24 protein-coding genes and 1 tRNA gene are annotated in these 24,989 nt (G+C 61.3%); 5 read left to right on the top strand and 20 right to left on the bottom strand.

Translation table 11 applies throughout. The features are described from left to right. Positions 1-273: 273 nt before the first annotated feature. The 7 genes from AC0VX3_RS18160 to AC0VX3_RS18130 form a co-directional block, all read right to left on the bottom strand. Complete coding sequence (locus tag AC0VX3_RS18160; protein WP_475521687.1) at positions 274-462, bottom strand: hypothetical protein; 189 nt, start codon at positions 460-462, stop codon at positions 274-276. 16 nt (positions 463-478) lie between these two features. Beyond that, entirely contained in the window at positions 479-1,747 is a 1,269-nt protein-coding gene (locus AC0VX3_RS18155) for a hypothetical protein (RefSeq protein WP_475521686.1), read from the bottom strand. Positions 1,748-2,111: 364 nt separating this feature from the next. Beyond that, a tRNA-Pro gene (locus tag AC0VX3_RS18150) sits at positions 2,112-2,188 on the bottom strand. Between the two features lie 79 nt (positions 2,189-2,267). Next, positions 2,268-3,551 (bottom strand): O-antigen ligase family protein, encoded by a 1,284-nt coding sequence (locus AC0VX3_RS18145; protein WP_475521685.1) that lies wholly within the window; start codon positions 3,549-3,551, stop codon positions 2,268-2,270. Continuing rightward, positions 3,548-5,152, bottom strand: a complete 1,605-nt coding sequence (locus AC0VX3_RS18140) for an undecaprenyl-phosphate glucose phosphotransferase (RefSeq protein WP_475521684.1) — start codon at positions 5,150-5,152, stop codon at positions 3,548-3,550. The genes AC0VX3_RS18145 and AC0VX3_RS18140 overlap by 4 nt, the downstream gene beginning before the upstream one ends. Continuing rightward, positions 5,152-6,381, bottom strand: a complete 1,230-nt coding sequence (locus AC0VX3_RS18135) for a glycosyltransferase family 4 protein (RefSeq protein WP_475521683.1) — start codon at positions 6,379-6,381, stop codon at positions 5,152-5,154. Before AC0VX3_RS18135 ends, AC0VX3_RS18140 begins: the two co-directional genes overlap by 1 nt. Positions 6,382-6,488: 107 nt before the next feature. Beyond that, positions 6,489-7,046, bottom strand: a complete 558-nt coding sequence (locus AC0VX3_RS18130) for a polysaccharide biosynthesis/export family protein (RefSeq protein WP_342894104.1) — start codon at positions 7,044-7,046, stop codon at positions 6,489-6,491. Positions 7,047-7,243: 197 nt separating this feature from the next. Between AC0VX3_RS18130 and AC0VX3_RS18125 the strand changes: the two genes are divergently transcribed. Beyond that, positions 7,244-9,601 carry an exopolysaccharide transport family protein gene (locus tag AC0VX3_RS18125; RefSeq protein WP_475521682.1) on the top strand — a complete coding sequence of 786 codons (2,358 nt, stop codon included), beginning with the start codon at positions 7,244-7,246 and terminating at the stop codon, positions 9,599-9,601. On the opposite strand, the gene AC0VX3_RS18120 is transcribed toward AC0VX3_RS18125, so the two are convergent. After that, entirely contained in the window at positions 9,598-10,857 is a 1,260-nt protein-coding gene (locus tag AC0VX3_RS18120; RefSeq protein WP_475521681.1) for a GNAT family N-acetyltransferase, read from the bottom strand. The genes AC0VX3_RS18125 and AC0VX3_RS18120 overlap by 4 nt on opposite strands. Before the next feature lie 328 nt (positions 10,858-11,185). On the opposite strand from AC0VX3_RS18120, the gene AC0VX3_RS18115 reads away from it, so the two are divergent. Beyond that, on the top strand, positions 11,186-12,184 hold the full coding sequence (locus AC0VX3_RS18115; protein ID WP_475521680.1) for a polysaccharide deacetylase family protein: 999 nt from the start codon (positions 11,186-11,188) through the stop codon (positions 12,182-12,184). Here the strand turns inward: AC0VX3_RS18115 and AC0VX3_RS18110 are convergent. After that, a complete protein-coding gene (locus AC0VX3_RS18110; RefSeq protein ID WP_348148324.1) occupies positions 12,144-12,359 on the bottom strand; it encodes a DUF2842 domain-containing protein in 216 nt (71 codons plus the stop codon). The two genes, AC0VX3_RS18115 and AC0VX3_RS18110, sit on opposite strands and share 41 nt — an antisense overlap. Before the next feature lie 53 nt (positions 12,360-12,412). Beyond that, positions 12,413-12,703, bottom strand: a complete 291-nt coding sequence (locus tag AC0VX3_RS18105; RefSeq protein ID WP_475521679.1) for a hypothetical protein — start codon at positions 12,701-12,703, stop codon at positions 12,413-12,415. Between the two features lie 46 nt (positions 12,704-12,749). Between AC0VX3_RS18105 and AC0VX3_RS18100 the strand changes: the two genes are divergently transcribed. Both AC0VX3_RS18100 and AC0VX3_RS18095 read left to right on the top strand, forming a co-directional pair. Next, on the top strand, positions 12,750-14,096 hold the full coding sequence (locus AC0VX3_RS18100) for a peptidoglycan-binding domain-containing protein (protein ID WP_475521678.1): 1,347 nt from the start codon (positions 12,750-12,752) through the stop codon (positions 14,094-14,096). A gap of 229 nt (positions 14,097-14,325) precedes the next feature. After that, positions 14,326-15,423 carry a COX15/CtaA family protein gene (locus AC0VX3_RS18095; protein WP_475521677.1) on the top strand — a complete coding sequence of 366 codons (1,098 nt, stop codon included), beginning with the start codon at positions 14,326-14,328 and terminating at the stop codon, positions 15,421-15,423. A 51-nt stretch (positions 15,424-15,474) separates the two neighbouring features. Here AC0VX3_RS18095 and AC0VX3_RS18090 read toward each other — a convergent pair whose 3' ends face one another. The 6 genes from AC0VX3_RS18090 to AC0VX3_RS18065 form a co-directional block, all read right to left on the bottom strand. Further along, positions 15,475-16,755, bottom strand: a complete 1,281-nt coding sequence (locus AC0VX3_RS18090) for an O-acetylhomoserine aminocarboxypropyltransferase (protein WP_342894111.1) — start codon at positions 16,753-16,755, stop codon at positions 15,475-15,477. Between the two features lie 92 nt (positions 16,756-16,847). After that, positions 16,848-17,039 (bottom strand): hypothetical protein, encoded by a 192-nt coding sequence (locus AC0VX3_RS18085; RefSeq protein WP_475521676.1) that lies wholly within the window; start codon positions 17,037-17,039, stop codon positions 16,848-16,850. A gap of 135 nt (positions 17,040-17,174) precedes the next feature. Further along, entirely contained in the window at positions 17,175-17,408 is a 234-nt protein-coding gene (locus AC0VX3_RS18080) for a hypothetical protein (protein ID WP_475521675.1), read from the bottom strand. A gap of 102 nt (positions 17,409-17,510) precedes the next feature. Next, positions 17,511-18,032: a CoA-binding protein gene (locus tag AC0VX3_RS18075; RefSeq protein ID WP_475521674.1), complete on the bottom strand. Its 522-nt coding sequence runs from the start codon at positions 18,030-18,032 to the stop codon at positions 17,511-17,513. A gap of 142 nt (positions 18,033-18,174) precedes the next feature. Next, entirely contained in the window at positions 18,175-18,618 is a 444-nt protein-coding gene (locus AC0VX3_RS18070; protein ID WP_475521673.1) for a hypothetical protein, read from the bottom strand. A gap of 58 nt (positions 18,619-18,676) precedes the next feature. Next, complete coding sequence (locus tag AC0VX3_RS18065; protein ID WP_475521672.1) at positions 18,677-19,498, bottom strand: enoyl-CoA hydratase; 822 nt, start codon at positions 19,496-19,498, stop codon at positions 18,677-18,679. Between the two features lie 158 nt (positions 19,499-19,656). Here AC0VX3_RS18065 and AC0VX3_RS18060 point away from each other — a divergent pair, with 158 nt between their 5' ends. Then, positions 19,657-20,484 carry a DUF1194 domain-containing protein gene (locus AC0VX3_RS18060; RefSeq protein ID WP_475521671.1) on the top strand — a complete coding sequence of 276 codons (828 nt, stop codon included), beginning with the start codon at positions 19,657-19,659 and terminating at the stop codon, positions 20,482-20,484. A gap of 13 nt (positions 20,485-20,497) precedes the next feature. Here the strand turns inward: AC0VX3_RS18060 and AC0VX3_RS18055 are convergent, their stop codons facing one another. The 4 genes from AC0VX3_RS18055 to AC0VX3_RS18040 all read right to left on the bottom strand — a co-directional run bounded on the left by AC0VX3_RS18055 (position 20,498) and on the right by AC0VX3_RS18040 (position 24,904). Beyond that, a complete protein-coding gene (locus AC0VX3_RS18055) occupies positions 20,498-22,528 on the bottom strand; it encodes an ASKHA domain-containing protein (RefSeq protein ID WP_475521670.1) in 2,031 nt (676 codons plus the stop codon). Positions 22,529-22,764: 236 nt separating this feature from the next. Continuing rightward, on the bottom strand, positions 22,765-23,718 hold the full coding sequence (locus AC0VX3_RS18050; RefSeq protein WP_475521669.1) for a methyltetrahydrofolate cobalamin methyltransferase: 954 nt from the start codon (positions 23,716-23,718) through the stop codon (positions 22,765-22,767). Beyond that, on the bottom strand, positions 23,719-24,609 hold the full coding sequence (locus AC0VX3_RS18045; protein ID WP_475521668.1) for a methylenetetrahydrofolate reductase: 891 nt from the start codon (positions 24,607-24,609) through the stop codon (positions 23,719-23,721). Continuing rightward, the gene (locus AC0VX3_RS18040; RefSeq protein WP_342894121.1) at positions 24,602-24,904 is read right to left on the bottom strand and encodes a virulence factor; all 303 of its coding nucleotides are present in this window, start codon (positions 24,902-24,904) and stop codon (positions 24,602-24,604) included. The genes AC0VX3_RS18045 and AC0VX3_RS18040 overlap by 8 nt, the downstream gene beginning before the upstream one ends. Positions 24,905-24,989: the final 85 nt, after the last annotated feature.

Below are 24,989 nucleotides of genomic sequence, written 5' to 3'. Positions count from 1 at the left end.
TGTTGTCTGCTGGTCTTCAAGCACAAGGAGATCAGAGATGTCGAAACGCAAGCAGCACTCGCTGGAACTCAAGGCGAAAGTCGCCCTGGATGCCCTGAAGGGCGAGAAAACGGTATCGGAACTGGGGAACTGCGTCGGGCGTCATCCGACGTCGTGAGACAGTGCAGGATTAAAGCGGGAGCTATGATTTGCTTTTTCGAATTGTTCTCAGATAAGTAGGCCGCAAAGAAAAAGAGCGGCTATGCGCCGCCCCGGTCACTTCGAGTAAAACACTCAGCGGCAGTTTAGCGTTTCTTCAATCTGACGATCGCTCGCGTCGTTGATAGCGTTCACGAACTTTTGGTAGATAGTGATGCTCTCGCCAGAACGTTCTATTTTTTCTTCTTTATTCTGAGACCCAGAAACATCACGTCCAGTTCGCGCGTCGATCGCTTTGCGAAGGGCGTTAGATGCGTTCGTCATGGTCTATCTCCCGACATTAGGAATGGAGTGACTTCTGTCTATGCATGAATCGAGGATTCAACTCCAGATTAAAATAGTGCTTCCGTTTAATCCAGACTAGGCCCTCATGTTTCGTGATGATTGCGACATCAATTGGGCCTCCCACCGTTTCTGAAGGTTTTGTAACCTTCTCCTTCAACGATTGAAGATTTATTAAGGTTTCGGCAAGCTCTGCCATTTCTTCCAACGGCAAGTGTCTGAGGACATTTCTCATTGGGATTGCATGGTCTCTCCAGGCTCTATCGAAGACATCGTCGGTGACCTGATCCTTGGCGTTCTCGACTAGTTGATCGATGTCCCCAATAGCGGTCAGGTCTCCGCCGGATTGCGAAGCTACTTCTTCCGCAAATTTCTTCAAGCTTTCAGAGAGTGCATTCATGACGGACACATAGACATCCTGGCTGAGACCGGTCGTGAAGGTGTCCGTCATGGACTTCTGTGCGAACCCTGATAACCAAGCAGGGTCCTCGTGATCGATGTCTTTGTTGCCGTCTTCCCGGTAAATGTGTCTGCCGCCCACTGTTCCAAAAGAAGTGTACGAAACCATTGAAGGAAACGTTTGGTGGTCTCCGTAGCCGGCGAACACGAGCCCAGTTGTGCCGAGATACCGATCCGGATCTTTTAGAACAAGACTGATCGCGGCTACGGCGGCGCGGTCAGCACTTTCTGGCGCTTCAATCTCCATCTGGTCGAGAAACTCTTGCAACCCTTCGAATACGTCAGCCTTGATGTCGCCAACGACCTTTTCTTTAAGCTCTTCGCCTACAAAATCAGGTACAGGTATTGCGTCAACTTTTGAGGCGTTGTCAGAAAAAATAGCGTCAACGGCTCCCCCGCGCTCTTCGACTTTTACATTATCGATTGCATTTGCGACCCAACTAATCAGGATCCCCATCGTGGAGGATTTTACTGATTTATTTTGAACTTCCTCGGGGAATAAGTGAGTCTGCGCGCCGCTTAGGTAATTGAATAATTCTTCTGCATATTCTTTGATTGTATTGAATGATTTAGAATCGAGTTCATTCCGAAATGATTTTATTATTATTTCCCATGGTACGTTCAACACTTCAGCTGAATCAAATATCATTAGCCCCACAGGATGGGCGTTCGAAAGTTGAAAAATCTTGTTCGCACCTTTGAAATAGCGCTCCTCTTGATGTCCATCATTCCAGCGGCGAACTGTTGAAGCCGAGTCCGCAGCCAGGACAACCGCCAGCCTGTTCATCATGCAAATTTCAGATGTCATTTTCGAATAACCTCTGGTGGGGGCAATTCTTGATTCTCGTCAAAAGTATATCAAATAAAGTGTGCAACCAAAATTTTGCTCTCAGCGCTGGCTCGCTTTTGGTTCCGAACCTAAGGGGCTTTCGCCTAACGAGCTGTGCCGGCCGTGGGACACACCCATTCTAACGCCTTGATTTCAAATAGGCGCGATCTCGGCAACATGGTACAGCTCAGGTCTGCTTTCTAAAGCAAAATCGAGATTTTCCTCGTCCCTCCGGGCCCATCAAATGCCCGCGTCATGAGGCTAAAAGCCGACAGCTACTGGCATTTCATTGCGGTTTCATTGCAAAGAAATCTGGTCAACTTCTATAAGTTATTGAAATGTTTGGTCGGGCAGGCCGGATTTGAACCGACGACCCCTTCACCCCCAGTGAAGTGCGCTACCAGGCTGCGCTACTGCCCGAACGGACCCTAACTAACTTGTTCGCAAGGCGAGTGCAAGCGACTTGTTGAGGGCCGGTCCGGCTATGAAGGGACTGCTTTCAGAGGCGGTTCGCTGGTGCCGGATTGCTCAAGCGCAAGGGTTCATTGTGCTGGCGGCCCCGGCCGAGCTTCTCCGCAGCGATCAGGCCCCAGGCAAGGCCATAGAGCATGTACATGTGCCGCCAGTGGTCCGTATCGATGACAACCGACAGGACCAGGTGCGCGGCGAAGACGGCAAAGATGCATTGCGTGAACCCGGTCCACGGGCGGGTGCGGAACAGAAGCGGTACCATCGCGCACAGGGTCCACACCGCCATCAGGATGTAGACGGTGCCGCCGAGCCAGCCATAGGTCGTGAACCCTTTCAGGTAGACATTGTGCTCGTCTTCGGGGAAAAACTTGTTGAATTCCAGCGGTCCGAGACCGAGAGGATACTCCATCACCAGTTCGAAGCCGAGCGCGTAACGCGCGAACCGGCCGAGCCGGGCGCCGTCATACTCCTGCACCAGCCTGGCGCGCTGCTCGAACATGTCGGCCACCGTGTCGATGGACAGGGCCGCGGCGACAAGTGCGAAGACGGCGAGAACGCCGAAAATTCCCAGAAACACCAGCCGTGCCTTGCGCGCGCCGCTGCGCTCGCCAACAAGCGCGAGGAAATAGACCAGCAGGACGGACGCGAACAGGGCCCCCCAGGCTCCCCTCGAAAAGCTCAGGAAGATCGCCAGGAGCAGAATGGCGAGCGGCACCAGCAGATGCAGGTTTCTGAGCACGCTGTCGGTCAGCAGTTTCCGGATCAACAGAACGGTCGGCAACACGAGAAACGGACCGAACACGTTCGGGTCCTGAAACGTGCCGCGGGCCCGGTCGTACAGGGTGAAATATTCCGCGCCCGGAAACAGCTTGAAATATCCGGCAATGCCGATGGCGGCCACCAGAACGGCACTGACGGTGTAGCCGTTCTGTATGACGCGGCACCTCGTCGGGTCGTCGGCGATGATTGCGGCGTAGAAGATGGCGGTGACCGCCAGAAAGCCGGAGATGGCGATATACATGATCGCATCGCCCATTTCCCTGGCCATCGGAACAGAGGCGACACCGCCGGCGACGTAGAGCATCAGGCAGATGATCAGGGGACCGAATTCGCGGCGCAGTCTCAGCCCGCAGGCAAGCCAGACAACCGTGAGCAGCGCCATGTAGAGTTCATAGGGGGCGGGTTCCTCGATCACGAACCCCGACAGAAAGACCGCAATCCACAGGCCGCTATTGCCCAGGCTTCTTGCCGGAAGGCCGAAGTGCGGGCGCGCGGCCGGCGCGCCGCCGAAAGGGGCGGCTGCGAGGCTCAATAGGCGTTCTCCGTGTTGAGCAGGCAGAGCGGCGTCAGCAGCAGGATCCTCAGGTCGAACAGGATCGACCAGTTCTCGATGTAGTAGACGTTGCACTCGACCCGTTTCTGGATCTTTTCAGGCGTGTCGACTTCGCCGCGCCAGCCGTTGATCTGGGCCCAGCCGGTCACGCCCGGCTTGACCTTGTGGCGCGCGAAATAGCCGTCGACCACATCGTCCCAGGTCTTGTCGTCGGTGTGGGCATTGACCGCATGCGGGCGCGGCCCGACCAGCGACAGGCTGCCCCCCAGAACGTTGAAGAGCTGTGGCAATTCGTCGATCGATGTCTTGCGGATGAACCGGCCGACCCGTGTGACACGGGAGTCGCCTTTGGTCACCACCTTGCGAGCATCCGGATCCGCCATCTCCGTGTACATCGAGCGGAACTTGAGGACCTCGATGATCTCGTTGTTGAAGCCGTACCGCTTCTGGCGGAACAGGACCGGGCCCTTGCTGTCCAGCCTGATCGCGGCAGCCGTCGCGATCATGACCGGGAACAGGGCGACGATCGCCGCCGATGCGAACACCAGATCGAAGATCCGCTTCGCGACCATGTCCCAGTCGGCGATCGGTTTTTCGACAACGTCAACAAACGGCACTGTTCCGATGAAGCTTGCGCCCCGGTTGCGGAACCGGACCTTGTCGGTATGGGCGGACAGACGGATGTCCACTGGCAGGATCCAGAGTTTCTGCAAGAGTTCCAGAACCCGCTTCTCGGCACGCAGCGGAATGCACACGATCAGCATGTCGATCCGCGCCAGGCGGGCGAATTCGACCAGAGCGCTGATGTTGCCCAGCTTCGGGTAGCCCGCGACAACCGGAGGCGACCGGTCGTTGGACCGGTCGTCGAAAATGCCGCAGATCCGGATGTCGTTGTCGGCCTGCGCTTCAAGGTCGTGGATCAGTTCCTGGGCGGCGGTGCCGCCGCCGACGATGATCGCGCGCCGCTCAAGCCGCCCGGAACTCATCCAGTGACGCACCCGCCGGTAGACGACGATCCGCGACAGGCAGAAGCCGGTCAGGGCGAGAGCGTACCACGCTCCGATCCAGGCATCGGACAGGGCAGACCCTATTCCGGTGGTCGAGCGGAGCACGGCGAACATGGCGAAAACCAGCGTCCAGCCGGCCGCGACCCGTCCGAGTTGTGAAATACCCTGACGCATGACAGGGACCTGATAAACGTCCGCTGCCTGAAAGAAGGCGAGTGCGAACAGGATGGCGGCTGCCGTCGCGAAAAGATTCGAGAGGCCTATCCCGGCCGCCTCGGGGCTGGTGAAGGCAGCCGCCAGCGCGGTGCCCGCAATCAGCACGATATCCGTCAGGCGGACCGCGCCGGCCAGAACGGGTATGGAGATGCCCTTGCCGCCGAGACCGCGTGCGATCTCGGTCGCTTCGGCGGTCAGGCCGGACCCGGCCGCTGACAGCAACTCGATATTCGCCGGTCCGGACACGCCGTGAACGGTGTGGCGGTAGTGTTTTTCCAGTCTATGGACCAGGCCGGACCCGCCTGCAGTGGGAGGCGGGTCAACCGGGTCGGTCGGCTTGAAAGCGGGATCGCTCATTATCGGTTGCTCGATCTTGCATAAACCGCCTGGGCGCGTGACGCCGCGGACGCGCTGTCCGTGGCTACAGGCACCGCGCCGTCGGCCGGCAGGATGCCCTTGATGTCCTGGTACAAGGTGGTGATCCGGTCGTTCATCAGATCGACGGAGAAGGTCTCGGCCAGGCAGCCGCGCAGTTCCCCGGCCTCCTTGGTCATTTTCGCCGGGTCTTCGATGGCCGCTTCCATGGCGGTGGTCAGCTTGCCGATATGCCCGGGGTCGACCAGCCTGTGGGCATAGCGGCCGAAGATCTCGGGGATGCCGCCGACGCGGGTCGCGATCAGCGGGCGCTCCGCGGCGACCGTCTCCAGAATGATGTAGGGCATGGCCTCCGCACGCGACGGGATAACCACCGTTTTCGCGAGCTTGAAGGCTTCACGGGCGGGCAGGGCGCCGTGAAAGGTCACCGCGCGCTCAAGGCCGAGCCTGGTGACCATGTTGCGGTAACGGTCCTCTTCCGGACCTTCGCCGACAATATGCGCCTTGGGTGCCTCGCCGTTTTTCAGGCGGATGTTGTAGAGGGCCTCGATGAAGAGATCGGGCCCCTTCAGGTCGCGGAGCATGCCGATATAGAGAAAATCGGCCGCATCGTCCGGGACCTCGACGGGGGCGAATTCCTCGGGAAGAAGTCCGTTGTAGACAATGCGCGATTTCGCCCGGGGCAGGCCGATCTTGCTTTCATAGGCGGACGCTTCGTAATCGGAGACGAACACCAGACCGTCCGTAAGGTGGCCCATCAGCCGCTCGAGCGCGTGGTAGATCCGTCCTTCGAGGCGATTGGGATCGTAATGCAGACTGCCGCCGTGCGGGCAGTAAACGCGGGCGATCTTCTGGCCGCGCATGGCAAGAAAGCTGCCGATCAGGCGGACATAGGCACCGCCCTTGGCGCCATGCCCATGCAGAACGTCGGCTTTCAGGTCCCGGATATGCCTGTAGAGGGACAGAGTCGCGGACATGTCCTTGATCGTCAGCTGACGTTGCATCGGGAACCGCGCGAGGCCGAGCGCGAGCTTCGGCCTGAGCTCTTCCAGAAGCTGGTTGTCAAAAGCACTGCCCGTGCTGCTGTCGCAAATCAGTCCGACATCATGTCCCGCTGCCGCCTGGCTGGTTGCCAGATCGCGGATATGGCGGAAAATTCCGCCGATAGGCGAGCGAACACAATGCACGATCCTCATGGGAGTCGTTGTCATGGCGCAGTATCCCTGTTACCGCCCCCGGGTTTCTTTTCGAACCGGTTGGGCCTTGATACTGCACCCTAGCAAAGGGAGGTGAGTCTGCGGTTAATCCGGCGCGCCTCTTAAAAGTAGCGTTCGCGGACGTAAATCGTGTCTCCCGGCCGCAGAGGGTCCGAAATGGGCACACGACCGTTTAGAACTTCACCGTTGAGCTGACGCGTGATGTCGACGTCCGTCTGCTGGGCGCGAGAGCTGAATCCGCCGGCGGTGGCGATGGCATTCTGGACAGTCATGCCGGCGACGTAACTGTACTGGCCTGCATTTTGCACTTCGCCCATCACGAACACCGGACGATAGGTGTCGACCTCCACGGAGACGTCCGGATCACGGATGTAGCCTTGGCGCAGCTTGGCGCCGATTTCCCCGGCCAGACCCTGTTGGGTCTTGCCGCGCGCGGCAACGCTTCCGACCAGAGGGAAGGAAATATATCCAGCCTGATCAATCACATAGGTGTTGGACAGGTCGTCCTGGCCAAACACGATAATGCGCAGTTTGTCGCTGGAATCCAGACGGTAAGGCTGCGTCAGCGTTTCGTGAAATGCTGTCGGCGGTTGTCTGTACCCACTGCAAGCAGCAAGGCCCAGGCAAAGGCCCAGAACAGCAAGCGCTCTCGTTCGCATCAATGACTCTCCTACAATTCCCGGACAGCATCGCGCCTTATGGTTAATCGACGGTGAAGAGTGTTTTTGACCGTTCGCGGGACCTGTCAAAACTGCGCATGAGTTAATTAACAGGTGCATCGGATCAATTGAATCCGGCTTAACTGATCGCTTACCATAATTGGACATAGTTTGCCGGTACCTTGGAGTTACAGACAATGAATGCTGCGCGGCAGACACATTCCGACGACGATATGGCACTGGACCTGGCGGGCCTGCTGCGGGCGATGGCCCGGGCGCTTGGCTGGCTGCTGCCCCTGACGCTGTTCGTCGCTGCCGCAGTGTTTCTGGGTCTGCAGCTGGTGGCGCCGAAGTACCAGGGCGAGTCCCGTGTCCTGATCGAGAGCACCGACAATTTCTCCGGCGCTTCCCGCGGCCAGGAAGAGGAGAGGGCACTTCTCGACAGCGAAGGCGTGGCCAGCCAGGTTCAGTTGCTGATGTCCGCGGATCTGGCCAGGCGCGTCGCCACCAAGCTCAATCTGGCGGCGATTCCCGAATTTGATGCCAGGGGCGGCGGCAATCCGGTCTCCTGGCTGTTTTCTGCCATCGGTCTGAAGGGCGATGAGGCCGGAAACAGCGAAGAGGAACGTGTTCTCAAGCATTTCTACAAGAACCTGAAGATCTTCCGTCTGGAAGGGTCCCGCGTGATTGCGGTGGATTACCTGTCGGAAAGCCCGGTTCTGGCCGCCAGGGTGGCCAACACGATTGTCGACGAGTATCTCGCGGTCCAGTCGAGCGCGAAACGGGAGACGACCGAACTTGCTTCCGCCGCGCTCGAGCCGCAGATCATTGAATTGCGCAAGGAAGTGCAGGCGGCCCGCAAGGCCGTGTCCGATTTCAGGGCCCGGGCGGATCTTCTGATCGGGGCGGGCAACATTCCGCTCAACCAGCAGCAACTGGCGGAAATCAGCACGGCCTATTCGGCGGCCGAGGCCGCCAAGGCCGAAGCGCAGGCCAAGGCGGACCTTATTCGGGAATTGCTCAATTCCGGCGCATCGCTCGACACCGCCAGCGACGTTCTGAGCTCAACGCTGATCCAGCGCCTCAGGGAGCGTCAGGTCGAACTCCAGTCGAACATTGCCGAACTGTCCATCACGCTGCTGCCCGGTCACCCGCAACTGAAATCCCTGCAATCGCAGCTTCGCGACTATGACAGGCAGATCCGGGCCGAGGCCCGCAAGGTGCTGCAGGGGCTGGAGAACGATGCCAAGGTCGCCGATCAGCGTGCCAGTGCAATGGGCGCGCGCCTGGAGGAACTGAAGACGGCCGCTGCCAAATCCAATGCCGACCAGGCAAGGCTTGCCGAACTGGAACGGGAGGCGAACGCCAAGGCGGCGCAGCTCGATCAGCTGCTGTTGAGCTTCCAGGAAGCCGATTCCAGGCTGCGGGCCCAGGTGCTGCCCGCCGATGCGCGGATCATCTCGCGCGCGAGTGTCCCCGCTGAACCGGCATCGCCGAAGATCATCGCCAGCACCGTTATCGCGGCGCTGGTCACACTCATCCTGGGCTGCGCCTTCGTGCTGATGCGTGAGTTTCTCAGCGGCAATGCCCTTTATGCGATGCGCGAATCGCCGGTGGAAAGCAGCCGGCCGGCCGCCGATGCGCCGCCTCGCCGTCAGGGGGCGACAACCGACGGCACAGGCGGTTGGGGGCAAGGCTATGGCCAGCCGGTGGCAAGCTACCGGATGGAACCCGGCAACTGGGCCGGTGCCCCGGCGTCATACACCCGGGCCGGCGAGACCGCCGGTGCCGGCGAAAACGATTCGGAGCCGAAAGGCGCACCCGTTGCCCGGTCGCGGCGAGGGGCGCGGGCACAGCCGCAGTCCGGGCTCGATGCCGATGCCGGACGCACCGCGAGCAGCAGGGGAGAGGCTGCCCGCCCGGAAAACGCCGGAACGGCCGGTGTCGTGCCGCCGCCGCGTGCAGGCGCCCGCGATGTGCCGCTGGAGCCGACCTCTGCCGACGATGTCGATGTCAGTGGCCGCGTTGTCGTTTTGAGCGTGGACGACGACGGGCTGTCCCACGATCTCGCCTTCGACCTGGTGCGCAGGGAAGCCCAGCGTGGCAAGTCGGCACTGATCATGGAAGTCTTTCCCGAAAAGTCCGACGCAAAAGCAGCCGAAGGGTTCTCCGATATTGTCGCCGGCAACGCTGCCTTCGCCAAGGTCGTCTATCGGGATGCCGGCTCGAAGGCGCACATTATCGAAGCAGGCCGTGTGGCGATAACGGATGCGATGGTCGATTCGGACAGGTTCAAACTCGCTCTGGAAGCGATCAGGTCGACGTATGACGTCGTTGTCGTCGATCTCGGTGCCATCGACGGCACGCTGGCGAGTGCCCGCATGCTGAGTTTCGCCGATCGTGTCCTGATCGCCGCCAGCGCGCCCGACCAGAGCCACGAACTCCAAAGCGCCGCCAACCTGCTTGCCCACAATACCGGAGCAAGGGTCGAAGTCGTCAGTTCAGCCGGCACGGGACCGGGGCCGCGCCGGAATGGCGACGGGCATGCGGCCTAGGAACGCTGTTGACCCGCGGGCCCGTCGTGAGCGGCTTTCCATTTTCGGAACCGGCGCACAAGTGACCACATCAGCCTGGAGCTGCGCACCGCGGTCCTGGCTCTTGTGAGGACCGACACCAGCCGTTCTTTCAAGGCCCCTTTCCAGGTGATTGCAAGCAGACTGTCGGCAAGGGCGACAGGCTCCGCCCACTCCTTCTTGTAGCGTTCTTCCCCCAGACCGAGATCCAGGACCTCCAGGTGCGGCGCTGAACAGGCATACCGGATGATTTCCTTGATCAGAACGATGCCGGGACTGTTCTGGAGCATGTCGTCATGGGCGATGCTGGTGCTGTAGGAATGGAGCGCGCCGGCGTGTTCCACGCACAGATAGGTTGACCGGATGGCACCGCCGGCTTCCAGATACCAAAGGTCCAGCATTCGGCTGTCGGGGTGCGTTTCGCCGGCGGACAGGCCGACAAGGCGCTCGATGAAATCCCGCCCTTCGGTCCCGGAGAAGACGTTTGGTACTCCGGCGGCCACCGTCCGCCTGGAACGTTGCTCCAGAAACGCGTGAACGCCACGCTCCAGCTCCTCCGGAGCCTCGGCCCTGACCACGCGGAAACCGTCGGCGGCTTCCAGGCGTCGTTGCTTGCGCAGCAGGTTCCGGCGCGAGGACTTGCTGTGGGTCTGTTCGAACAGCGTATTGAAGTCCGGCGGCAGGGAACATGTGAAAACGGGACTGGGACTGGGCAGGGCCTTTTCCAGTATCAGCGGGTGTTGCCGCCCGAGCCAGGTTTGCGGAACATTCTGCAGGGCCAGGAGATCGGTTCCGGTCTGGGTGCAGATCTCGGCGAGAATCGACCGGATCCCCTCCGGTGTGACCCGGTCGTAAAACGCGGCATCCCAGTACCCGGTGTTCTGGTTGCCGTTCTGATGGCCCAGGAACGAAAGTGTTTTCACACCCGTGCGCGACACGATCCCCATCGGTAGAACGAAGACGGTCTTTTGGCCGATCCGGCCGACGGCGATGGCGGGGACAATCTCATGGTCCCTGCCGAGCGTTGCGTGCCACGCCTCGAGCCAGCGAAGGGACTGGTAGGGATTGCTGTGCCGGGTGTCCTTCAACTGCTGCCACTCGGATCTGGCATCCTCGAAGCGATCAAACACCGTCACCTTCACGCCGGCGGCCTCCGCCGCGGCGCCGTCGCATTGAGCTGTATCGAGGTCGGGTTGATTGGCTTCTTGAAAACCGGTCGAACCTTTTTGAGCTTGCATTCGAAGGCGTTCCCGCACACTGGGTATTGTCAGAACTTGTCTTGGTCGATGTAGCAGGAATTGTTAAATAAACCGTGCCTTACTGTCATTTCAACCTAGATCATCGGAGGTTCAGCCGGAAACGGATGTGCGACCGGAAGTTGATAAATCCTGGAATGATGGAGCATCTCGTGTGCGGTCGCCCGACCGCACACGAGATGCTCTAGAGTGAGCGTCACGGCCTATGGGCAATCGGCAAAAAGCAATATCGAGAGCATTCGGCGTCCTGCGGAAATCGGGGCTGAGCTCGCTTCTGGCACCCGTTACACGCGGTTGCGGAGCCGTGTTCATGCTGCACCATGTCCGGCCTGCCTGTTCGGGACCCTTCCGGCCGAACTGTCATCTAGAAGTGACGCCGGAGTTCTTGCGCCAGGCGGTGGAGCGTATTCGCGCGAACGGCTACCACATCATTGCCCTCGACGAGGCGATCGATCTTCTGAAATCCGGATACGGCAAGCCCGAACGCTATGCCGTCCTGACCTTCGATGATGGATACCGGGACAATTTGGAGATTGCCTATCCGGTGCTGAAGGCCCTGTCGGCGCCATTCACGGTTTATGTCGCCAGCGGACTGGTCGACCGGACGAGTGAACTCTGGTGGCTTGCTCTGGAGCGGATCATAGCCCGGAACGACGAGGTCACCTTCCTGCAGAACGGCACGGCGAGCGGCGTTCCCTGCCGGAGCGTCGATGAGAAAAACGCGTGTTTTGACCACCTGGCACATTATTTGACGCATGACGTCAGCGAACAGGACCAGCGGGCCATCATCCGGTCGCTGTCAGAACAATACGGTCTGGACCTCAAGAAGCTGGCCGATGAACAGATGATGAACTGGGACGAGGTCAGGCAACTGGCCTCGGATCCGCTTGTGACCATCGGTGCCCACACTCACAATCACATGGCCCTGGCGCGCCTGCGGGCCGATGCGGCCCGGGCCGATGTCTTGAAGGGCATGGAACGCCTGGAAACGGAACTCGGCCGGCGGCCGAAGCACTTTGCCTATCCTTATGGCAAATCCAACGCGGCCGGCCCCCGTGATGCGGCCATTCTGCGTGAAATCGGATTTGCCTCGTCCGTCACGACCCAGCCGGGCGTGCTGCATTCGTCGAACGCGCGCGATACCATGATGCTGCCGCGCGTCTCCCTGAACGGCTGTTTTCAGGACCCGTCGGTGGTTGATCAGTATCTCACCGGCGCGCCATTCGCCCTCTACGGCATTGCCCGCTGGGCCGCAACGCGCTTTGGCGTCAGGACCGGGGTTTCCCGCTTTTCTCCATCCACCAGATGATGGCGCCGGCCGGTATGACCCACAGCAGTCCGGCGATCGCGAAGTAGGTGAAGCGCACCAGGGTGGAAGACTGCTGAAGGGTCAGGTCGCCGATCACCATGGCGGTGAGCGCATAGACGACCACAAAAACGACCAGCAGCACCATGCCGATGAATTTTCTGAAGGAAGGGACCATTGCAAGGGGGTTCCGTTGATCTCGTCGTGATGGCCGTGTCCTTGTGATCGCTATCACAGACAGTGCGCGGTGTTGCCTTTTATATGGCTCTCACGGTGCTGGCCATGCCCGGTGGCGGTTATAACCTGTTTCCTTTTCTCGCGGCAACCGAACAGACCCGCTGGTCTGCCGCAATTGATGAATGATCGCACGCGTCGGTTTTTTGATTTCGCAAGGCCGGCACGCCGGTCCGCCATGCCCAGCAGGCCAGGCAGATACGGGTCGCGCAGATATCGGGTTGCTTTGAGAACAGTCAGGCTGCGCCCGCTGGCGAACAAACCACCGGTACCAAGCACCCGTTTCATTGATTGAACGGGACCAACCGCGCTCATCGATATGCAAGGTGTCAAAATGATCAATTCTTCAATCGGAATAGTGGGATCCGTGGGCCGATGGGGCAAGAACGGCAAGCCCGATGTGGTCGCGATACAGACACGGCTCAACGAATTGATGGGGGCCTCGCGGCCGAACCTCGTGCCGGATGGAATCAGCGGCCGCAAGACCCGCGGCATGATTGCGGATTTCCAGGTCAGCGTCGTCGGCTTTCGGTCGCCCGATTCACGGGTTGACCCGGTCGGGCGCACCATCATTGCCCTGAACGATCCGGCTTCCGCGTCCGTCTGGCAGCGGATGAGCATCCCGGATGTTCCGGATGAGGATGACCCTCATGACAAACCGTCCGGCAAACCGGAGGACGATCCGAAACCGGCGAGACGCCCGACGATGGTTCCGCGCGCTCTGACCGACAAGGAAATCGCAGCGACCAGACCGGGCGGGTTCCTGCGATGGATCGATCCGCCTTCGCCGGGCGGGGTCGCCGTCGCCAAGGCCGGAGATGTCTGGCTGGCACCGGAAGGCAAGCGTCAGATCATCCATGCGCTGGAATATGAAACCCTGCAGGATGGCAAGTTGAGGCCCAGCGGGATCATCACCTACCAGCAGCTGACTTCGGACATCGCCACCGCGAAGGAAGGCGTGATCTACCGGCAAAACCGGGAGGGTTTCGTCACCGACATTCTCTATGCGGGCGTTGCACATGCGGGCAAGAACCTGCAGTCCACCAAGGTGCTGATCGAGGCGGAGATGGAGTTTCTCCTTGCCATCGCCTCCGCCAATCCCGTGGTCTTCGCGGCCGATGCCGGTTTGAAGGTGGCGGAGTGGACGGCGAAGAACAAGGACAGCTTTCCGAAGTGGGCCAACGCGATCAAACTTGTGCTGGCGGCACGGACGATTTTGAAAACCTACACGCCAACCTTGTGGGACAAGATTGTCGATGCGGCGCTTTTTGCCGCCTGGAAGGGGTCGAAGGCGGCAGTGGCCATGTTCGGCGCCGATGTTGCCCGCAACATTCCCGAAGGCATGGTCAGCGATCCCAAGAAAATCATCAAACTTGCCGGCTCGCTGCTGGGGGCTATCGGGAAATCAGGGTTCAATGCCCGGATGACGGCGCTGAGAATGGTCTGGGCGATTTTGTCGACAGTCGCGGTCAAGGCGCTGACCGCAGTGCCGGCGGCGATCAAGATCACTGCCGTGGAAAAGAAGAAGGCTGCACTCGATCTGGTGGCATCCCTCAAGGCTGCAGGTGTGGCACTGTCTGAAAAAGATGCCGAAACCATCGTGGAAGAAGTCGCCAGGAACGCGGACAAGGTCGAAGAGGCGCTGAAAAAACTCAAGGCGGGATATGAGGCGATCCGCTGAATTGAGTTTGGGTGTCATCGCCGGGTGAGCGACCCCGGCTGGTGCCCAAATGGTGAAGGGCGCGTTTCGCGATCGTCTTCGCTTCCCATGGTTCTGCCGGTGGCGACCGCCGGATGATGAGCGGATTGTCGCAAATGCGAAGCCTGCACTTGCCGTTTGGCATTTGTCTCTATATCTCCGCTTTCCGAACCTTGAAACAAGATGCGGGCAGTGCGGCCAGAGAGGGACGATGACGGCAGGGACAAGCGGATACGGCGGAGAGACCCATGTGTCGCCCGTCAGGCTGGCACGCATCAGGCAAAGCCGGGCATGGATCCGCTGGTGGCTCTACGCCGTCTGCCTGCTGATCCTGGCAATGGTTGTGGTCGGCGGCGCGACGCGGCTGACCGAATCCGGTCTGTCGATCACGGAGTGGAAGCCGATCCATGGTGCCATTCCGCCGCTCAGCGAGGCGGAGTGGGAGGAAGAGCTCGAGAAATACCGCCAAATCCCGGAATACCAGCTCCTCAACAAGGGCATGAGCCTTGAGGAATTCAAGTTCATCTTCTGGTGGGAATGGGGACATCGTCTTCTTGGCCGTTTCATCGGACTGGCCTTCTTCGTGCCGATGGTCGCTTTCTGGGCTGCCGGACGTATCGAACCCTGGCTGAAGCCGCGTCTTCTGGTTGCGCTGGCGCTTGGCGGGCTGCAGGGCTTCGTCGGCTGGTGGATGGTGGCGTCCGGCCTGGTCGACAGGGTCAACGTCAGCCAGTACCGGCTCGCCGTCCACCTGACGCTCGCGTTGATCATATTCGCCTACCTGTTCCGCATCGCCCGAAGGCTGGCGCCGTTGCCGGAGACCGATCCGTTCGAGCAGGACCGCCTGGAGGGGATCGGCAAGCTGGTCCTGGGGCTGGTGTTCGTGCAGATTTTCCTGGGCGGTCTGGTCGCCGGTCTCAATGCCGGAATGACCTTCAACACCTGGCCGCTCATGGACGGTCGGTTCGTCCCCAAGGGACTTCTGGTGATGGAACCGGTCTGGGCCAACTTTTTCGAAAACGTGATGACGGTGCAGTTCCAGCACCGCGTGACAGCGTACGGACTGATGATCGCCGGCTTTGTCCTGGCCTTCGGCACCTTCCGGGTCAGCCAGCGCAAGGAGTTGCGGCGCGCAGGGGGCCATATCGCCGGCTTCATCCTGCTGCAGGCCGTCCTCGGCATCCTGACGCTGATCTGGCAGGTGCCGCTGTCGGTCGCATTGCTTCATCAGGGCTTCGCGGTGATCGTGCTGGCCGCCGCGGTGGACTATCAGGCGGTATTGAAAGGCGCATACCCGATCCGGGCCTGACGTTCGAAAACCCGCCTTCCGGCGGGCTTTCGACGCTCATTTTACGGGATGTCAGCCGGACAGGGCCTGATCCAGATCGGCGATGATGTCGTCGACATCCTCCAGACCGACCGAGACACGGACCACTTCGGGACCGGCTCCGGCGGCTGTTTTCTGCTCGTCCGTCAACTGCCGATGGGTGGTGGAGGCCGGGTGGATGATCAGGCTGCGGGTGTCGCCGATATTGGCCAGATGCGAGAACAGGTCCACCTTGCTGACCAGCGAGACGCCGGCCTCATAACCACCTTCGAGGCCGAAGGTGAAGACACAGCCGGCTCCCTTCGGCATGTATTTCTGCTGAAGGGAATGGTGTTTGTCCTCTGGCAGCGCCGCATAGGACACCCAGCTGACCTTGTCATGGCCGGACAGATGCAGGGCGACCTTCTTGGCGTTGTCGGAATGCCGTTGCATGCGCAGCGGCAGGGTCTCGATGCCTGTCAGGATCATGAAGGAGTTGAAGGGGGAGATCGCGGGACCGAGATCGCGCAGGCCGAGCACCCGGCAGGCGATGGCGAAGGCGAAGTTGCCGAAGGTCTCGTGCAGCACGACGCCCTGGTATTCCGGGCGCGGCTCTGACAACAGCGGATAATTGCCGCTTGCGGACCAGTCGAAGCTGCCGCCGTCGACAATGATGCCCCCCATGGAGTTGCCGTGGCCGCCCATGAATTTGGTCAGCGAGTGCAGGACGATATCGGCGCCGTGTTCGAACGGCCGGCACAGGTAAGGCGTCGCCATGGTGTTGTCGACGACAAGCGGAATGCCCCTGGCCTTGGCGACGGCGGCAATGGCCTCGATGTCAACGACGATGCCGCCCGGGTTGGCAAGGCTCTCGATGAAGATTGCGCGGGTGTTGTCGTCGATCGCGGCTTCAAAACTGGAAATATCTGCAGGATCGGCCCATTTGACGCCCCAGCCGAAGCTCTTGAAGGAATGATTGAGCTGGTTGATCGAACCGCCGTAGAGCTTGTTCGCGGCGACGATATTGTCGCCAGGCTGCATCATGGAATGGAAGCACAACAGCTGCGCGGAATGCCCGGATGCCGTAGCCAGCGCGGCCGTGCCGCCTTCAAGCGCCGCGACACGCTCTTCCAGAACGGCTGTGGTCGGGTTGGTGATGCGGGTATAGATGTTGCCGAACGCCTGCAGGCCGAACAGGGACGCGGCGTGGTCAACGTCGTCGAAAACGAAGGACGTTGTCTGATAGATCGGCGTTGCGCGGGCACCGGTCGACGGATCGGGCGCTGCACCGGCATGAATGGCAAGAGTTGAAAAACCCGGAATGTTTTCGCTCATTTATGAGCCTCCCTGTTGAATTGGCGACCAGTTTGACCGATGGGGCAGGGCAGGTCAAAGAACGATTTTTCATATTCGGGCGGCTGGAGGGATTATGTCTTTTCCCGTGTCGGGACGGCATTCGCGCGGCCTGCGCGCCGGGTCTCGCAAGACACGCTGTGCTGTGCGGGCAAGCCGCTCGGCAAGCTGCTTCTGGCCCGCAAGTAGACGCCGAACAGAAGAGCTGTTGCCAGGAACAGGGGGCTCCAGGCGAGAAAGGCGGTGTCGCCAAGTGCTGTCAGCATGGGGTCTCCAACCGTGTCTTCAACGAATTCACGGGTCAAAGGTTAACGGCAGGCCATGGAGAAAATTCAAACAGGATCGATCGCATTCGGGGCGAATTGGAAACGAATTCTCATAAATTGAATTTAAAATTTTCATCAATCCGCCATGTCCTCAGCATTTGCGGGGCGGCAGCGGGTTTCAGCGCCCTTCGGGGGACCGGCCGGGCAGGTTCCGTTGGTCGCCTGTCCTGTCCAGCGCTCGTCGCGCTCGGCGAAGGGCGAGCCGGGCTCGGCGCGGTGAAAGAAGGCAAGCAGCATCAGGGAGACAAGACCGGCCATTGCCAGCAACACCCATTCGATGGCGGTAAACAGTGTCGGGTCCTGGGTCATTTCATCCACTTCGCACAGACAGTTTGGCTCGGCGTACCGGTCAGGAAAACGCGAGAGCCAATCTGCTGCGAGAGCATTGCGCGAAGCTGGCGCGGGGCCGGATCAGCTCTCCGACAGGCCGCGGCGCTGGAACCCTGTCTTCAGCTTGGGCCGCTTGGAGGAAAGCGTTCTGGAATTGACTCCCGCCCAGCCGATTTCACCGGAAAGCCGCCCGTATTCGATTTTTGGGCACCGGTCCATCACCACCTTGATGCCTGCGGCCTCCGCCCGCGCGGCCGCGGCGTCGTGGCGCACGGTCAGCTGCATCCAGATCACCCTGGGCAACTGGCCGCTTGCGATCACCTGATCGACAACCTGGCCGGCGGCCTCGGAATTGCGGAAGATGTCGATCATGTCCGGTGTGCCGGGAAGGTCCCCGAGCGACGGGTAAGCCATTTGCCCGAGGATCTCCTTGCCCGCCTGGCCCGGATTGACCGGCCAGACGTCGTAGCCCTTGGCCAGAAGGTACTTCAGCACGAAATAAGACGGCCGCACGGCGTTGGCGCTGGCGCCCACCATCGCGACGGTTTTGACCTCGTCCAGAATGCTCTTGATATAGGCGTCGGAATAGCTGTCGTGGTTCATGCGCAGGAGATCCTTCGATAAGCCGCGCTATCCAATGCGAATTCCCGCTGGTCCGCAAGGGGGCTCGAGGCAATAACGGGTCATCCAAACGAGACGGCACGTCCGGGTGGTCTGTCGGTTCGGCCGGTTCGCTTGGTCCGTCCTATCTGTCCGGCCCGAACCGGCTTGCCTGCGCCTCCCGCAGCTCCTTGCGGATCACCAGTTTCAGACCCGACCACACGGCATCGACGGCGCAGACCTTGACGTCCACCAGTCTCATCGGCAGGCAGATGTCCCTGACAACGTCTTCGGTGACGGTCGTCGGAACCTTGCTGGATTTTTTCGGCCAGGACACCCAGATCATGCCATCGGGTGCCAGCAGCTCCCGCAAGGTGGCAAGCAGGCTGGCAAGTTCCGGCCGGTCCGACACGAAGACATGGGCGCAGGTCAGGCCGGGCGATGGATTGGCGACGAGCTGGAGACCGGGTTGCTGCGCGTCCAGAAGATCCGCGATGTCTTCCGGCATCGCGTGCCGCCAGCAATCCATGCCGGGTTTCAGGCCGATCTTGGCCGCCAATGGACGTCCGGAATAGCCTGCCTGTGTCATCCAGCTGGTCCCGGGAACAACCGCCGGCAAACGGGAGACACCCCATTCCCGAAGGGTCTCAACTGTCCGTCCACTCCGGCTTGCGTTTCTGCAGGAACGCCGAAATACCTTCCTCCGCGTCCCGCGCCATCATGTTGTCGACCATGGTCTGGGCCGCGAAGTCATAGGCATCCGACAGCGGCATTTCCAGTTGGCGGTAGAAGGCTTCCTTGCCGGTCTTCAGAGTCAGGGCGGATTTGGAGGCGATGGCCTCGGCATATTTCTGGACAACCTGCTCCAGGTAGTCCCGCGGCACGATCCGGTTGATCAGCCCGAAGTCCTTGGCCGTCGAGGCGTCGATGCTTTCGCCGGTCAGCAGCATTTCCATCGCCTGCTTCGGCGCGACGTTTCGCGACAGCGCAACCATTGGCGTGGAACAGAACAGGCCGATATTGACCCCCGGCGTGCAGAAGGTCGCCGTGTCCGTGGCAATGGCAAGGTCGCACGAGGCGACAAGCTGGCAACCGGCGGCCGTTGCCACGCCGGTGACCACGGCGATTACCGGCTTGGGCAGGCGCACGATCTGCTGCATCAGGTCCGAGCACTGCCGCATGATTCGCTCATAGGTCGCGCGCCCGTCATCGGCCTCGGCCCGCGCTGCGGTCAGTTCCTTGAGGTCATGGCCCGCGCAGAACACCTTGCCTTCCGCCCCGATCAGAACGACGCGCACGTCCGGGTTTGCGGCTGCCTCTTCCAGTTCCCCGGAAAGTGCCGCCATCATCTGCGTGGACAGCGCATTCATCCGGTCCGGACGCTGCATCACGATCCGGTAGACCCCCTCGTGAAGAAGGGTGGCCAGCATCGGTTTCTGGATCTCGTCATTGGCGGCGGTGTCGGACATGGAGCACTCCCTGAACTGTCTGCTTTTGTGTCTTTATAGCGGATCGGCAAGCACCCGCGATAGGGAAAGCGGACACTGCGGCAACCGATCACAGATGGTTTACCGGGTGCTGCAAACAGGCCGATGGCAGTCCGGGAGGATTGGGTTATCCTCGCCTCATGTGGAGACACTCCTGGTTCCGGACCCTTATCGGCGCGGTTTCGTTGCTCCTGGCGCCCGTTCCGCCCGCCGTCGCGCAGGAGCAGGTGGATGTTGCCCTTGTGCTCGCCGTCGACGTCTCCCGGTCGATGTCGACGGAAGAATTGCAGATCCAGCGCCGAGGTTATGCGGCGGCGATTTCCAGTCCCGAGGTGATCCGCGCCATCGGAATGGGGGTCAACGGCCGTATCGCGCTGATGATGTTCGAATGGGCCAATGAAAACCACGCGCGGGAAATCGTGCCCTGGTCGATCATCGAGACGCAGCCCGATGCGCGCGCCTTTGCCGACAGGATTCTGGCGGACACGACCTTCGGCCAGCGCCGCACGTCCATTTCCGGGGCCATCCGGCATGCCTCCGCGTTGCTCGCGGATGTGCCCTACAAGGCGTCCCGCCTTGTCATAGATATCTCGGGGGACGGTCCCAACAACCAGGGATCTCCGGTCACGCTGGAGCGTGACGCGGCGGTCGCGCGCGGTCATGTCATCAACGGCCTGCCGCTCATGACCAGGGGCGGCGTCGGCTTCCAGTTCAACATTCCCGATCTTGACGACTATTACCGCCACTGTGTCACCGGCGGGCCAGCCAGCTTTGTCCTGCCGGTGGTCGAGTGGGCGCAGTTTCCCGACGCGGTGCGGCGCAAGCTGATCCTGGAAATCGGCGGGCGGATACCGGTCGAGCCCGCCCGGGTGATTCCGGCCCAGATCACTTTCGGGCCGCCTTACGACTGCATGGTCGGGGAAAAGATCTGGCAGCGCCTGCGCCGGCAGTATTTTTGGGATCCCTGACGGCCCCGAATGCCTATCCGCGCCTGCGGCGTCTCCGTCCGCCGCCGCCGGCATCGGCCGCCTCAACGGACTTGCGCTCCGGCAGCGCGACCGCGGCCCGGAGATTGGGGAACGGGTCGACCTTGTTGGGCAGGGCCATGGCGTTGACGAAATGCTCCTGGAACTTCGGCTCCAGCGCGGTCTCGATTTTCTCGATGTCCCGCACGGTCTGCTCGATCTCCCGCCGGAAACCCCGGTTGAGAAGCGCCATGCGGGCCCCGGTCCCGGCGGCATTGCCGACACCCGAGACGCCATCGAGCGGACAGTCGGGAATGAGGCCCAGGACCATCGCGTATTTCGGATCGATATAGCTTCCGAAAGCGCCTGCAAGACGGATCCGGTCGAGCTTGTCGGTGCCGAGCTTGTCCTGAAGCAGCCTGATGCCGGCATAAAGCGCGCCCTTGGCGAGCTGGATTGCCCGGATGTCCGTCTGCAGGATGGAGATTTCGACGGGATCGCTTGCGATCAGATAGGAAAACGTCCGGCCACTGGGCTGGACCCGAGCGGTTCTCGCGGCCATCGCACCGTCGATGACACCGTCCTCGGTGATCAGGTCGGCAAGAAACATCTCTGCCACGGCCTCGATGATGCCGGACCCGCAGATGCCGGTGACGCCGACGCTGTCGATCTTCTCCGCAAAGCCGTCCTCGTGCGACCATTCGTCGACACCGATCACCTTGAAGCGCGGCTCGAGCGTGTCCTTGTCGATGCGAAGGCGCTCGATGGCGCCCGGTGCGGCGCGCTGGCCGGAGGAAATCTCCGCGCCCTCGAAGGCAGGGCCCGTGGGGGAGGAGGCCGCCAGCAGCCGCTCCGAGCTGCCGAGCACGATTTCCGCGTTGGTGCCGACATCCACAAGCAAGGTGATCTCGTCCAGCTTGTAGGGGCTTTCGGCAAGGGTGGCGGCCGCCGCATCGGCGCCGACATGGCCGGCGATGCAGGGCAGCATGTAGACCCGGGCACCGGGATTGAGCTCCAGTTCGAGATCGCGCGCGTTGAGCACCATGGCGTCGGACGCGGCCAGCGCGAACGGCGCCCCGCCCAGTTCCACCGGGTCGATGCCCAGGAACAGGTGATGCATCACCGGATTGCCGACGAATGTCGCGTCGAGCACGTCGGCGCGTTCGGCACCGACATCGCCGACCAGCTTGCCGATCAGGGAATTGACGGCCTCGCGCACCGCTCTGGTGAGATCCGGCAGTCTGGACGGGTTCATCTGCACGTAGGACACCCGCGACATCAGGTCCTCGCCGAAACGGATCTGCGGGTTGGAGGTGCCGGCGGAAGACACGGTGCGGCCGTTCTCAAGGTCGCACAGGTGGGCGGCGATGGTGGTGGATCCGATATCGACGGCAATGCCGTAGACGGTTTCCTTGTTGCCGGGCCACAGCGCGACAAGGGTCGGCGGTGCCCCTTCGTCCTGATGGATGGCAGCGGTGACCGTCCAGTTTCCCTGACGAAGCAGTGCCTGAACGCGTGGCAGCAGCACCGGGTCGACATTCAGGCCGGCGTGGCCGGTCTTGTCGGCCAGGGCTTCGCGCAGACGGTCGATGTCGCCGCGCGGCGTTTCCATGTCCGGCTCGGCGATGGTGACGCTCACAAGCGTCACGGCGCTGTCGGGCTCGATATGTCTGGCCTCGGCGCGCTTGCGCACCACCTGCCGGTTGGTCTGGGCGTCCGTCGGGACGTCGACCACCAGGTCGCCCAGGACCTTCGCCTGGCAGGACAGCCTTCGTCCGGCGGCAAGATTGCGCAAGGTGGCATAGCGGGTTTCCGCCTCGGTTGCCGCCTCCAGATGGTCCGCCGAGCTGGTCAGGTTCTCCTTGGCGAAGCTGCCCTCGGAGACCGAAATCTGGCAGCGTCCGCAAATACCCCGTCCGCCGCACACCGATTCCACGTAGACACCGAGAGACCGCGCCGCGTCGAGCAGGGGCATTCCCACCGGAAAAGTTCCACGGCGGCCGCTGGGTTGAAAGACGACTTTGGCGAGTTTGGCGGTTTCTGTCATGTCTGCGTAGGTTCTGCTGGTTCAGAGTTGTGCTGTTTGTCTTCTCAGGGGTTACCCCCACCCCTAACCCCTCCCCACAAGGGGGAGGGGGATGCGGCCAATGTATATTTCAACCTCAACAGTCTTTCCGCGTATTCGGAATACAATGGAAGCACTGCCTTTCAACTCGCAAAACCCCTCCCTCCTGTGGGGTGGGGGGCACTTCCTTCACTGCGACAGCTCATTGAGCAGGCGGCCTATCCCGCAGCGCGCCTTGCCGCCCGGCCGCCCCGGCGGCGGCCGCCGGACGAGGCACCGCCATCGACGGGCGCGGCGGACGTTGGCGCGGAAGGCTGGTGATCCCGGTAGGTCATGATCCAGTTCGCGCAGTTCGGATCCGTGCCGTTGAGCACATTGGCGGCGCGCACGGCTTCCATTTCCTGCGGGCGGCACGGGTTCATGATCGCCGAGGTCATGCCGGCACCGATCACCATCGGGATGAAGCCGGCATTGATGCCGTGGCGGTGCGGCAGGCCGAAGGAGACGTTCGACAGTCCGCAGGTGGTGTTGACCTTGAGTTCCTCGCGCAGGCGCCGGAGCAGTCGGAACACCTGCTGACCGGCCGTGCCCATGGCACCGATCGGCATGACGAGAGGATCCACGACGATGTCATGGGCGGGAATGCCGTAGTCGGCGGCATGCCGGACGATCTTCCTGGCGACCTCGAAACGGACATCCGGGTCCTCGGATATGCCGGACTCGTCGTTGGAGATGGCAACCACGGGCACGTTGTATTTCTTGATGAGGGGCAGGATGGCTTCCAGCTTTTCCTCTTCACCGGTCACCGAATTGACCAGCGGGCGTCCCTTGGCGACCTCCAGACCGGCCTGGATGGCAGCGGTAACGGATGAATCGATGGACAAGGGAACGTCGACAAGCTCTTGAACCATCTCAAGAGTTTTCACCAGCAGCGGCGGTTCCGTCTCGTTCGGATTGACCGCGGTCACTCCTGCGTTGACATCCAGCATGGTGGCGCCGGCCGCAACCTGGGCGAGCGCGTCGGCCTTGACCGTGTCGAAATTGCCCGCTGCCATTTCCGCGGCGAGCTTCTTGCGTCCGGTCGGGTTGATCCGCTCGCCAATGACGCAGAACGGCTGATCGAAACCGATAACGATTTCCCGGGTGGCGGAAGCGACAATTGTGCGGGTCATTCAGGCGCTCTCATTGGCGGTCAGGGTGGACGGGGATTGAAAGGACCAGCTGCCGCGGCCGTGCAGCCAGGTCGCGGTCTTTTCGATCCCGCCGAACGGGTAGACATGGATCTGGGCGAGCTGGCTGGCCGGCTGGCTGACGACACGGGTTTCCAGTGGATCAACCATCGTGTCGGGGTCGTAGCCTGCCAGCATCGAAACCACGGCGCCGCCGCGTTTCTTCAGGAAGTTCAGTGAGTTCTCGACGCCGGCGAAGGCTGCGTATTTAAGAAGGGTCGTCATCTTGGCCGGACCGGCGACGCCGACATGGACCGGGAACAGGTTGCCCCAGTCGCGCAATTCGTCCAGCCACAGGCTGACCCGGTGCGGATCGAAGCCGAATTGCGTCACGATCCTGAACTCGGCGTCGCTTGCCGCCGCCAGCGCGTGCTTGCGCGACAGAAACGAACGGATCACGTCGGGCTTGATGTCGGGAGCCCCTTCCGGGTGCCCGGCCACGGCGATCCTGGCGATGCCGAGCCTGTCAAACAGTCCGGTTTCAAGGAGGGCGACCGACGAGGTGAGCGGGCCGGATTTTTCCGCTTCTCCGGCGATGGCCAGAACCTCGCTGACGCCGGCTTCACCGGTCAGGCGCTTGATGCGGCGCTCGAATGCCTGGAGGGATGGATAGCGGCGGGCGGCCATGTGCGGCACGGCGATGAGCTTGTTGTCCTGCAGGATGCGCGCGGCGTCGACGATCATGTCTTCCGGCGCGTTGCCGAGATCGGTGACATAGACCTGGGTTCCCGCCGGAATATGGGCGAGCAGCGCGGTCTTCTCGATGACCTGTTTCGGCGACATTTCCGTGGAGGCGGGGAGCCGTCCGGTATCCAGCAGTCGCTGTTCAGTCATGCTCCGTACCTCCACTGTCCAAAAGCAATTTCAGCCGGTCCTTCGGATAGGCGGAAACCAGATCGTCCAGACCCATGTCCGCCTCCATTTCCAGATCGTCGGAAACCTCGACCGGGTCGGTGCGGCGCCACTCGGCCATATAGGCGTCGCTGTCCCTGGCGCCGATGCGCATGGCGCAGGCGTCAATCGCTTCCATGAACATGGCGGGCAGTTCCCGGCGGGCGGACTTGCGTCCCTTCTTCACCAGCACCTGCGCCGGGATGTCTCGCCAGTAAACGAAGATTTTCTGAGCCATTTCATTCCCGATGATGAAGCCGTGACCGTTCATCCATCATTGCCGGAAGCCGGCCTTTTGCTTTCGCCTGATAGCGGCATCCCGA

This window comes from Roseibium sp. QJM3NY_11 (assembly GCF_056173175.1).
Note: the sequence above shows the minus strand (reverse complement) of the source record. Positions and strands in the feature narration are given on the sequence as shown.